Origin of the sequence: Roseateles sp. (assembly GCF_047654785.1) — a bacterium.
GTDB lineage: Bacteria > Pseudomonadota > Gammaproteobacteria > Burkholderiales > Burkholderiaceae_C > Pelomonas.
Window position 1 is genome coordinate 851,140 of the sequence record NZ_JASGKQ010000001.1, and the last position, 11,072, is coordinate 862,211.

Genomic DNA, 11,072 nt, shown 5'->3' on the forward strand with positions numbered 1-11,072 from the left:
GCTCAGCCGCGGCCGCGCCGGGCGAAGAAGGCCTCGATCTCCTCCAGCGTGCGGCCGCGCGTCTCGGGCAGCAGGAAGGCCGCGGTCAGGAAATAGACCAGCGTGCAGCCCGCCCAGAAATAGAACATCGCCGCGTAGCCGTGCTGGCCCACCGTGGGCAGGAACAGCGCGGCGATGGACGTGGAGACGAATTGGTTGATCAGCAGCGCGATGCTCATGCCGTTGGAGCGGATGCGCGTGGGCATCAGCTCCGACAGCGCCAGCCACACGCACACGCCCGGCCCCACCGCGAAGAAGGCGACGAAGGCCAGGATGCACACCGCCACCCAGGTGCCGTGCGTGCCGCTGGGCACGGCGCCCAGGCGCGCCGAGTCGATGCGCAGCGGCGCGCCGGCCGACGCGGCCGGGTCGGCGAAGGGGTTCAGGTGCAGCCGGCGGAAGAAGGCGCCGATGACGTTGTCGGGCTGCACCGTGTCGGCGCGGCGGATCTGCAGCGTCGCCGGCCCCGCGTCGCTGCGCAGCGTCTGCACGTTGCTGAACTCGCCGTAGGACCAGGCCACGGTCAGCATCTGCGCGCCGCCGGCCGGGTCGGCGCCGAGCGCGCGCCACTGCGCGTCGTCCAGCCGCAGCGCCAGCGCGTCGCCCTGCTGGCGCGCCTGCAGCGCGGGCGCCACGTCGCGCAGCTGCGACTCGGCGGACTGGAACAGCAGCGCCGCCGCCAGCAGCGACACGGCGATGCCGCCGCTGCCCAGCATCAGCAGGAACTTGCGGCCCTTGCGGTCCACCAGGCTGACGGCCAGCACGGTGACGGCGGCGTTCAGCAGCTTGATCGCCACGTCGGCCCAGTTCGCCATCGAGCCGGGCAGGCCGGCGGCGTTCAGGATGGTCACCGCATAGGACAGCACCGAGTTGATGCCGGTGGCCTGCGTGCAGGCCAGCACCAGGCAGGCGAGCAGGAAGGGCAGCACGTAGCGGCGGCTCAGCAGCGGCTCGCGCCCGGCCGCGGCGGTGGCGGCCGCGTCGCCGCCGCCGATGGCCGCCAGCGTCGCGCGCGCCTGCGCCTCGGGCATGCCGCGGCGCAGCGCGGCGAACGCGGCGTCGGCGCGGCCGCGGCGCAGCAGCCAGCGCGGCGACTCCGACAGCGCCAGCCCGCCCAGCGTGAACACCAGCCCCGGCGCCAGGCTCATCCAGAAGATGCTGCGCCAGGCCTGGTCGCGCGCGGCGAACAGCGCGCCCTCGACATCGCCGCCGGCCGCCTGCGCGGCGGCGGTGGCGGCCTCCACGGTGCGCGCCTGCACCAGCCCGATCAGCGCGGCGACGACCAGGCCGATGGTCAGCAGCAGCTGGAACAGGGCCGTGCCGCGGCCGCGCCGGTCGGCGCTGAGGCACTCGGCCAGGTACAGCGGCACGACCACGCCGATCAGCCCGCCGCTGACGCCCTGCAGCAGCCGGCCCAGCAGCAGCGGCACATAGCCGTCGGCCAGCGCGATGACGGGGATGCTGACCGTGAACAGCGCGCCGGCCAGCACCATGGCGGCGCGGCGGCCGACGGCGTCGGCCAGCGCGCCGGCGAACAGCGACGACAGCACGCTGCCCAGCAGCACCGCCGCGACGATGAAGCCGAGCTGCTGCGCGCTGAGCTTCCAGGCCGCGACGGCGGTGGACTCCAGGTAGGGCAGGGCGCCGGCGATGATGCCGATGTCGATGCCGTACAGCAGCCCGCCCATGCCGGCGATGAAGAGCAGGTAGCGCATGTAGCGCGAGCCTTGCGGCGCGCCGGCGGTGGGGGCGGAGGTCATCGGCGGTCCTTGTCTCGGAAAGCGTCGTCGTCGGGGTCGATGGCATGGCCTTCGCTGAAGACCTGGCGCGGGCGCAGCGCCTCGTCCAGCACCACCGCGTCGGCCCAGGCGCCCGGGGCCAGGCGGCCGCGGTCGGCCAGGTCCAGGTAGTCGGCCGGGAAGCGCGCGCAGCGCTGCGAGGCCAGCGCCAGGTCCTCGCCCAGTTCGACGAGGTTGCGCAGCGCCTGGTCCATGGTCAGCGCGCTGCCGGCCAGCGAGCCGCCGGCCAGGCGCACGCAGCCCGCGCACTTGTAGACGCGCTGCGGGCCGAGCGCGTACTCGCCGTCGGGCATGCCGGTGGCGGCGGTGGCGTCGGTGATCGCGTAGGCGCGCGGGATGGCGCGCAACGCCGCGCGCAGCGCGCCGGGGGCGACGTGTTCGAGGTCCGGGATCAGCTCGGCGTACTCGGCATGCGCCAGCGCCGCGCCGGTGATGCCGGGCTCGCGGTGGTGCAGGCCGGTCATGCCGTTGAACAGGTGCGTGAAGCCGCTCGCGCCGGCCGCCAGCGCGGCCGCGCCGTCCTCGTAGCTGCCGTTGCTGTGGCCGATCTGCACGCGGATGCCCAGCGCGGCGAGCGCCGGGATCAGCGCCAGGTGGCCGGGCATTTCGGGCGCCAGCGTCAGCACGCGCAGTGGCGCGATCGCGTGCAGGCGCTGCACCGCCTCCAGCGTCGCCGGCACGGTCAGCGGCGGCTGCGCGCCGAGGCGGTGCGGGCTGATGAAGGGGCCTTCCAGGTGCGCGCCCAGCACGCGCGCGCCGTCGGCGGCCTTGGCGGCGATGGCGCCGCGCAGCCCGTGCAGCGCGCGCTCGATGTCGCTGGCGTGGGCCGTCATCGTCGTGCCCAGCAGCAGCGTCGTGCCGTGGCGGGCGTGCGCGCGGGCGACGGTGGTGGCCGCGCCGCCGCCCTGCATGATGTCCACGCCGGCCGCGCCGTGCACGTGCAGGTCGATGAAGCCGGGCAGCACCAGGCGGTCGGTGCGCACGCCGGCATCGGCCTCGATCGCGCGGACGTGGGTGTCGAAGCGCAGCCGGCCGGTGAGCCAGCCGTCGGGGGTCAGGATGCGGCCTTCGATGAGGTTCATGGGCTTCATGCCAGGATCAGTTCGATGCCCAGCCGGGCCAGCCCGTCGCGGTACTCGGGGCTGATGCCGGCGTCGGTGATGACGGTGTCCACCTGCTCCAGCAGGCCGATGCGGTGCAGGCTGACGCGGCCGAACTTGGACGCGTCGCTGAGCACGACGACCCGCCGCGAGCGCTCCACCATGCGGCGGTTCAGGCTGGCCTCGCCCTCGTCGTGGGTGGTCAGGCCGAACTGCAGGTCGCAGCCGTCCACGCCGAGGAACAGCGTGTCGAAGCTGTACGCGTTCAGGCTGGCCTCGGCCTGCGCGCCCTGGAAGGACAGCGACTGCTTGCGCAGCCGCCCGCCGGTCAGCATCAGGTCCACGCCCGGCGCGTTGGCCAGCTCCCAGGCGATGTTCAGGCCGTTGGTCATCACGCTCACGTCGCGCAGGTCCAGCAGGTGGCGGGCCAGCGTGGCGGTGGTGGTGCCGGAGTCGATCAGGATGTTGTCGCCCGGCTGCACGAGCTGCGCGGCGCGCGCGCCGATGGCGTCCTTCAGCGCGGCGTTCAGGTGGTCGCGCTGCTGCACGCTCTGCTCCTGCGGCGGCGTGCGCACCAGCGTCGCGCCGCCGTGGTTGCGCGTGGCCAGGCCCTGGGCTTCGAGCTGCGCGAGGTCGGTGCGGATGGTCACGGCCGACACGCCGGTCAGCGCGGCCAGCTCGGCCACCTGCACGCCGCCCTGCTTGACGAGCAACTGCAGGATCTGCTCGCGGCGTTGGCTGGTGTTGCGCATCAGGGGGCGGTGTTGGTTTCGCAGGCGCGAGCGTAGCGGGCCAGCACGGTGGCCACCTTGTCGCGCGCCAGCGCCTCGGCGCGCGCGGGCAGCCGGCCTTCCAGCACGCCCTGCGCCTGCTCGGGCAGGAACTGGCTCAGCAGCGCCAGCGGCGGCGCGGCCGCGTCGAGGTTGGCGGCGAGCCGGCGCAGCGCGGCCTGCACGGCGGGCTCGCCCCAGTAGTAGCGGCTGCGGTCGCTCAGGCCGTAGGCGCGCAGCAGCCGCTGCTGCTCCGGCGTGCCCGGGTAGTGCTTGAGCCAGTGGCGCGGCTGGGCGCACATCGCGGCGTCCAGCGTCTCGATGAAGCGCGACTGCCGGTCGGCCGGCAGCAGCTCGCGCTCCACGTGGGCCAGCGCGAACCAGGCCTCGCGCAGCGCGAAGGTGGCGGCCGGGCCGACCTTCAGGATGGCGAAATGGTCGCGCACCAGCGCGTGCAGCGAGGCCTCGGTCTGGTAGTCGGTCGAGTGGGCCTCGAAGACCAGGCCGGGCTGGCCCTCGATGAAGGCCGACAGCGCGCGCGCGGCGGCCGGGTCGTAGTGCTGCACGGCGCTGTGGTCGAAGTCCACGCCGGGCTGCACGACCAGCGCGATGACGCGCCGCCAGGCCTCGCGCAGGCCGGCCGCGGCGAAGGCCTGGCGGTGCACCTCCAGCGTCTGCGCGGCGGCCCCGGGCGTGGTGACGGCCACGCCGCCGCCCAGCGCCGCCTCGCCGCCCGGCACCGGCACCTCGGTGCCGATGACGTAGACCGGCGCGGGCCGGTCCGCGTCGTGCGCGGCGGCCTCGGCGACGGCGGCGAGTTCGACGGCGCGCTGCGCGACCAGTTCGTCCGGCAGCCGCGCCGGGTCGCCCGCGCAGGCCATGCTGCAGTCCAGGTGGATCTTGTGGAAGCCGGCCGCGACGTAGGCGCGGATCAGCTCGCGTGCATGGCCCATGGCCTCGGCGGCGGGCAGGTGCTGCCAGGCGTTCGGGCCGAGGTGGTCGCCGCCCAGCGCGAGCTGCTGCGCCGGCAGGCCCTGGGCCTGTGCCATCGCCTGCACGCTGGCGTGGAACTGCGCGGGCGTCTGGCCGGTGTAGCCGCCGAACTGGTCCACCTGGTTGGAGGTGGACTCGACCAGCAGCAGGCCGCCGCGCTCGCGGGCGAGCTGCATCGCGGCTTCGAGCACCTGGGTGTTGCTGCAGCAGACGGCGTAGAGGCCGGCGCATTCGCCGCGGCGGTGGGCGGCGATGCGTTCGAGGAGGGGAGAGGTCATGGTGCGGAGGGGGTGAATCGCTGGCGGGCCAGCAGGGCGGCGCCGCGTGCGCCGCCGGCGTCGCCGAAGCGCGGCGGCAGGACGGGCGGCACGCGCGCGCCGCGGAACAGGTGGCGGGCGATGGCGCCGGGCAGCTCGTCGTACAGGCGCTGCAGCTTGGACAGGCCGCCGCCGAGCACGATGGCGTGCGGGTCCAGCACGAGCACGAGGCCGGCCAGGCCCTGCGCGAGCAGGTCGAGGTGGATGGCGAGCGCGGCGCGCGCGGCGGCGTCGCCCTGCGCGGCCAGCGCGTGGACGGCCTCGGCATCGCGCGCATCGCCGCCGCGCAGCCGGTGGATCGCCGCCAGGCCGCTGCCCGACACATAGCGCTCCAGGCAGCCGCGCAGGCCGCAGGGGCAGTCCAGCACCGGCAGGCCATGCGCGGCCAGCAGCGCGGCGCTGGCCGGCCCGTGGCCCCATTCGCCGGCCAGGCCGCTGTAGCCGGCCAGCAGCCGGCCGCCGACGCAGAAGCCGCCGCCCGCGCCGGTGCCGAGGATGGCGCCGAACATGCTCGGCAGCCCGTCCGCCGCGCCGCCCTGGGCCTCGGACAGCGCGAAGCACTGGCAGTCGTTGCCCAGATGCACGGTGCGGCCCAGCGCCGCCGCGAGCGCGGGCGCGACGCGCCGGCCGTTCAGCGCCGGCACGTTGGAGCTGAGCTGGCAGCCGGTGGCGGCGTCGGCGACGCCCGGCATGCCGAGGCCGACGGCCTGCGCCGGCCGGCCCAGCGCGGCCTCGGCGCGGCGCACCAGCGCGGCGGTCTGCGCGACGAAGGCATCGAAGTCCGCGCCGGGCGTGGCGATGCGCTCGCGGTGCAGCACGGCGAGCGTGGCGTCGCAGGCGGCCAGCTCGATCTTGGTGCCGCCGATGTCGAGGCCGAAGAACAGGGGACTCATCGCCGGGGGTGTTGCGGGCCGCGCGCCGGGCCGCCCCAAGCCGGCCCGCCTGTGGCGATGTGCTTGCGGCTCGATGCCGCAAGCATCGCCGTCCCCTCGGGGGACCGACCGGACGCGCTCGCGTTCAGCGATGCGAGACTGGGCGAGGGGCTAGCCATGGATCGTGACGCCCTGCACGACGCGGTTGACGGTGCCGTCCGGGAAGGGGTTGTCCGGCGTCAGGCCGAGCGCGGCGGACATGTCCAGCGCCAGCAGCTGCGCGGCGATCAGCCACAGCGGCGACAGCCAGGCGTCGTCCAGCGTGCCGTCCAGCGGCTGGTCCAGCGCGGGCACGGGCAGGCAGGCGGGCAGGCCCTCGGCCGCGTCGTCGGGGCCGAGCGTCAGCACCTGCGCGGCGACGCCGTCGCGGCGCAGCTCGCGCACCAAGTCGGCCTCGTAGCGCCGCGCCACCGCGCCGCGGCTGCGCAGCACGAGCACGAGCGTGTCGCCGTTCAGCAGCGACTTCGGCCCGTGCCGGAAGCCCAGCGGCGTGTTGGCGATGGCGACGGCGCGGCCGCTGGTCAGCTCCAGCACCTTCAGCGCCGCCTCCCTGGCCAGCGCCTCCTGCGCGCCGCTGCCGAGGTAGACGATGCGCTGCGCCGGCCGCTCCGCGAGCCGCTGCACCGGCGCGGCCCAGTCGCGCAGCGCGGCCTCGGCCAGCTCGGCCAGCCGGATGACGCGGCCCAGCCGCTCCGGCCAGGGGCCGGCGCCCAGCGCCGCCAGCGCGGCCAGCAGCATCGTGGACAGGCTGCTCGTCATCGCGAAGCCGCGGTCGCAGCTGCCCTCGGGCATCAGCAGGTTCAGCGTGTCGTCGCGGCCGGTGCTGCCGCGCATCAGCTCGCCGTCGGCGTTGCAGGTGATGTTCAGGAAGCGCGGCTCGGCGACGCGCCGGCGCAGCAGCTCCACGGTGGCCAGGCTCTCCGGGCTGTTGCCGCTGCGCGCGAAGGAGACGAGCAGCGTCGGCCGCGCGGGGTCGAGGTAGAGCTCGGGGTGGGTCAGCAGGCTGGTGGTGGCGATGGCGCGCACCTCGGCCGGCCAGGCGGCGTTCAGCGCCTCGGCGGCCATCTCGCCGATGTAGGCGGAGCTGCCGGCGCCGGTCAGCAGGATGCGCTGGCCGGGGTTGCGCAGCGCGCTCCACAGAAAGATGTCGAGGCGCTCGTGCTGCGCGGCCAGGCTCGCGGCCAGCGCGCGCCAGATGGCCGGCTGGTGGGCGATTTCCTCGGCGGTGTGCAGGCCGCCGAGGCGCTGCCAGTCGTTGCGGTCGCGGTGCAGGAGAGAGGTCATGGCGTGCGGTGGGCTGAGGGCCGTCCTACGGTAGCGCCTGGCTTTCGTATTGTCAAATAAAACAAAAGAAACGCGATAAAACGAAAGATTTCAGCGAAAAGAACTTGCGAACCGTGGGCGATGGGCGCGGGGATGTTCGTGCGACCCGTCACGAGATGTTCAGGAAACCGGCCGCCGACTGCCCGGCTGGCGCGCCACTGTTGTTGCTTTTTTGAAGCCTGATGAAAAGTTTTCGCTGCAATCTTCGTGCAAATCGAAAGTTTTTGGTCGAATTTTCTTCATGGATTACCCGGATAAAGTGCTTTAACTTTCGACTAGATGCCATGTTGCGTTGACTTCTTTCGGATTGATTTCTAGAGTTTGCGCATTGTTTCGGATCGGGCCGCGTCACGGCGGCTGCACAAGGACACGGCATGGATGCAGCAGCGAACGGCAAGTCGAAGGCGGGGCGCGCGGTGGCGCAGGCGGCCGTGGCCTGGGCGGCGGCGCTGCTGGTGGCCGGGGCGCAGGCCGCGCCGGTGGGCCGGCTGCTGGCGCTGGACGCCGCGCCGGCCCCATCCGGCGCCGCCAGCGCCGCGCCCGGCGACGACGGCGCGGCCACCGCCTTCGAGTTGCGCACCAGCAGCGGCGCGCGGCTGCGCATCAGCCTGCTGCGCGCCGACCTGGTCCACGTGCAGGCGGGCGCGAAGGGCCGGTTGAGCGGCGCGGGGAATCAGGCCGCGCCCATCGTGCTGCCGCGCCAGTGGGCGGCGGTGGAGCACCGCGTCGCCGAGCAGGCCGACCACGTCGACATCCAGACCGCCGCGCTGACGCTGCGCATCCACCGCGCGCCGCTGCGGCTGGAGCTGTTGCGTGCGAATGGCGACGCGCTCTGGCAGGAACTGCAACCCCTCGACCTCGCCGACAAGCGCGCCGTGCAGACGCTCTCCAGCACGGCCGACGAGCGCTTCTACGGCGGCGGCCAGCAGAACGGCCGCTTCGAGTTCAAGGGCCGCGAGCTGGCGGTGTCCTACTCCGGCGGCTGGGAGGACGGCGACCGGCCCAGCCCCGCGCCCTTCCTGATGAGCTCGCGCGGCTGGGGCATGCTGCGCAACACCTGGAGCAATGGCAGCTACGACCTGCGGCTGGACGAGCAGGCCACGCTGGAGCACGAGGAAGGCCGCTTCGACGCCTACTACTTCGTCGGCAAGGGCCCGCACGAGGTGCTGGCCGCCTACACCGAGCTGACCGGCCGCGCGAAGCTGCTGCCGCGCTGGGCGCTCGAATACGGCGACGCCGATTGCTACAACGACGGCGACAACGTCAAGAAGCCCGGCAGCGTGCCCGCCGGCTGGAGCGACGGCCCGACCGGCAAGACGCCCGACGTCATCGCCAGCGTGGCCCAAAAATACCGCGAGCACGACATGCCCGGCGGCTGGATCCTGCCCAACGACGGCTACGGCTGCGGCTACACCGATCTGCCCGCCACCGTGCAGGGCCTGGCCCGGTACGGCTTCAAGACCGGGCTGTGGACCGAGAACGGCGTGGACAAGATCAAGTGGGAGGTCGGCACGGCCGGCACCCGCGCGCAGAAGCTCGACGTGGCCTGGACGGGCCAGGGCTACCAGTTCTCGCTGGACGCCAACAAGCTCGCCCACGACGGCATCCTCGACAACTCCGACGCCCGCCCCTTCCTGTGGACGGTGATGGGCTGGGCCGGCACGCAGCGCTATGCGGTCACCTGGACGGGCGACCAGTCCGGCAGCTGGGACTACATCCGCTGGCACATCCCGACGCTGATCGGCTCGGGCCTGTCGGGCCAGGCCTATGCGACCGGCGACGTGGACGGCATCTTCGGCGGCAGCCCCGAGACCTTCACGCGCGACCTGCAGTGGAAGAGCTTCACGCCCGTGCTGATGGGCATGAGCGGCTGGGCCGCGGCCGAGCGCAAGCATCCCTGGTGGTTCGACGAGCCCTACCGCTCGATCAACCGCCGCTACCTGAAGCTCAAGCTGCGCCTGACGCCGCTGATGTACACGCTGGCCCGCGAGGCCGAGCAGAGCGGCGCGCCGCTGGTGCGCGGCCTGATGTGGGACCACGCGGCCGACCCCCAGGCGGCCGGCGAGGCCTACAAGCACCAGTTCCTGCTCGGCCGCGACCTGCTCGTCGCGCCGGTGTTCCGCAGCCAGGCGGCGAGCGGCGGCTGGCGCAAGGGCATCCATCTGCCGCAGGGCAGGTGGCTGGACTACTGGGACGGCCGCCAGTTGCGCGCCGACGCGGCGGGCCGCGACCTCGACCTGCAGGTCACGCTCGACAAGCTGCCCGTCTTCGTGCGCGCCGGGGCCGTCCTGCCGATGTACCCCGAGGTGCTGTTCGACGGCCAGAAACCGAAGGACCGGCTGACGCTCGACCTCTACCCCGACGCCCAGCCGTCCGAACTCGATCTCTACGAAGACGACGGCCTGACCCGCCGCTACCAGGACGGCGCCTTCAGCACGCAGCGCCTGGCGATGCGGCTGGACGGCGACCGGCTCACGGTCAGCATCGACCCGGTGAAGGGCAGCTACGCCGGCCAGGAGCCCGCGCGCGGCTACTCGCTGCGCGTCGCCAGCCGGCAGGCGCCCACGGCCGTGGCACTGGACGGCCAGGCGCTGCCGCAGGTCGCCGACCTCGATGCGGTGGAAGCCGGCTGGCGCTTCGACGCCGCCGACCGCCACGGCAGCATCCACGTCAAGGCAGGCAAGCACGACATCCGCCGCGCGCTCGTCTTCACGCTGGCCGGCGTGCGGGCCGCGCCCGAGCGCGACGACGACTTCCCCGCCGCGCCCGAGGCCGGCCGCGCGGTGCCGAGCGACAGCCTCGTCGTCGTCAACCGCCCGGCCGAGGAGCCCGGCCATCCGCTCGAAAACGCCTTCGACGACCAGCCCGACACCTGGTTCCGCACCACCCGCAACCAGGCGCTGCGCACCGGGCCGCACGAGTGGACGCTGAGCCTGGGCGAGCGCCGGCTGATCGACGGCATCGAACTCGCGCCGCGCAACGACCAGCACTGGAAGCACGGCCAGGTGCGCGACTACGAGGTCTACCTGGCCGACAACAACGGCGACTGGGGCGCGCCCGCCGCGCGCGGCCGCCTGCAGCTGGCGCAGGGCGCGCAGCAGATCGCCTTCCCGGCCACGGCCGGCCGGCTGCTGCGCTTCCGCGTGCTGTCGGTGCAGAACCCGGACGGCGAGGGCGCCGCCGCGGACCGCGGCGAGCCCGCCGCCCGGGCCGTGAACGCCTTCGTGCCGGCCGACGTGGGGCCGATCGCGCTGTCCAGCTTCAAGGTGCTGGAGGCCCGGCCGCCCGAGGGCAAGCCGCTGTCGCGCCCGCTGTCCGACCTGGCGCTGCCCCCGGCCATCGCCCGCGACAAGCCCGCCAGCGCCGCCGCCGCGATGCGCATGAACGGCCTGCAGTTCCGCAAGGGTGTGGGCATGAAGCCGGGCCAGGCGCTGGCGCTGCAGTTGCGCGGCCACTGGCAGCTGTTCCGCGCCGACCTCGGCATCGACGACAGCTGCCGCGCGGCCGGCGGGATGCAGTTCCAGGTCTGGGGCGACGGCCGGCTGCTGTACGACAGCGGCTTCGTGCAGGCGCCCGGCGTCGTCAAGCCCGAGCTGGACGTGCGCGGCCTGCGCCGCCTGGAGCTGCGCACGCTGGGCGCGCGCGGCGCGCGGCCGCAGGCTGTCTGCGGCAACTGGGCCAACGCCCGGCTGCTGGGCCAGCAAGGGGACGAGGTGCAGCCCGCACCCGCCCGACGAGCAAGCGAGAGTTCGGCGCAGCCGCGCTGAAGGTGTTCCACGATCCACCCCCAGGAGATCCC

7 protein-coding genes are annotated in these 11,072 nt (G+C 73.9%); 1 reads left to right on the plus strand and 6 read right to left on the minus strand.

What is annotated here, in order from left to right; translation table 11 throughout:
• Window positions 1–2: 2 nt before the first annotated feature.
• From QM788_RS04055 to QM788_RS04080, 6 genes are all read right to left on the minus strand, one after another.
• Entirely contained in the window at window positions 3–1,799 is a 1,797-nt protein-coding gene (locus tag QM788_RS04055) for an MFS transporter (RefSeq protein WP_415660170.1), read from the minus strand.
• Window positions 1,796–2,920, minus strand: a complete 1,125-nt coding sequence (locus tag QM788_RS04060; protein WP_415660171.1) for an N-acetylglucosamine-6-phosphate deacetylase — start codon at window positions 2,918–2,920, stop codon at window positions 1,796–1,798. The genes QM788_RS04055 and QM788_RS04060 overlap by 4 nt, the downstream gene beginning before the upstream one ends.
• Before the next feature lie 5 nt (window positions 2,921–2,925).
• The gene (locus QM788_RS04065; RefSeq protein WP_415660172.1) at window positions 2,926–3,690 is read right to left on the minus strand and encodes a DeoR family transcriptional regulator; all 765 of its coding nucleotides are present in this window, start codon (window positions 3,688–3,690) and stop codon (window positions 2,926–2,928) included.
• Window positions 3,690–4,979, minus strand: coding sequence for a D-tagatose-bisphosphate aldolase, class II, non-catalytic subunit (locus QM788_RS04070; protein ID WP_415660173.1), 1,290 nt, complete (start codon window positions 4,977–4,979; stop codon window positions 3,690–3,692). The genes QM788_RS04065 and QM788_RS04070 overlap by 1 nt, the downstream gene beginning before the upstream one ends.
• A complete protein-coding gene (locus tag QM788_RS04075; protein WP_415660174.1) occupies window positions 4,976–5,911 on the minus strand; it encodes an ROK family protein in 936 nt (311 codons plus the stop codon). The genes QM788_RS04070 and QM788_RS04075 overlap by 4 nt, the downstream gene beginning before the upstream one ends.
• A 150-nt stretch (window positions 5,912–6,061) precedes the next feature.
• Window positions 6,062–7,234, minus strand: a complete 1,173-nt coding sequence (locus tag QM788_RS04080; RefSeq protein ID WP_415660175.1) for an SIS domain-containing protein — start codon at window positions 7,232–7,234, stop codon at window positions 6,062–6,064.
• Between the two features lie 413 nt (window positions 7,235–7,647).
• Here QM788_RS04080 and QM788_RS04085 point away from each other — a divergent pair, with 413 nt between their 5' ends.
• Window positions 7,648–11,040, plus strand: coding sequence for a TIM-barrel domain-containing protein (locus tag QM788_RS04085; protein WP_415660176.1), 3,393 nt, complete (start codon window positions 7,648–7,650; stop codon window positions 11,038–11,040).
• Window positions 11,041–11,072 lie beyond the last annotated feature (32 nt).

Coding starts and splice junctions, on each gene's coding strand:
- QM788_RS04055 (WP_415660170.1), bottom strand. CDS start 1,799: ATGACCTCCGCCCCCACCGCCGGCGCGCCGCAAGGCTCGCGCTACATG.
- QM788_RS04060 (WP_415660171.1), bottom strand. CDS start 2,920: ATGAACCTCATCGAAGGCCGCATCCTGACCCCCGACGGCTGGCTCACC.
- QM788_RS04065 (WP_415660172.1), bottom strand. CDS start 3,690: ATGCGCAACACCAGCCAACGCCGCGAGCAGATCCTGCAGTTGCTCGTC.
- QM788_RS04070 (WP_415660173.1), bottom strand. CDS start 4,979: ATGACCTCTCCCCTCCTCGAACGCATCGCCGCCCACCGCCGCGGCGAA.
- QM788_RS04075 (WP_415660174.1), bottom strand. CDS start 5,911: ATGAGTCCCCTGTTCTTCGGCCTCGACATCGGCGGCACCAAGATCGAG.
- QM788_RS04080 (WP_415660175.1), bottom strand. CDS start 7,234: ATGACCTCTCTCCTGCACCGCGACCGCAACGACTGGCAGCGCCTCGGC.
- QM788_RS04085 (WP_415660176.1), top strand. CDS start 7,648: ATGGATGCAGCAGCGAACGGCAAGTCGAAGGCGGGGCGCGCGGTGGCG.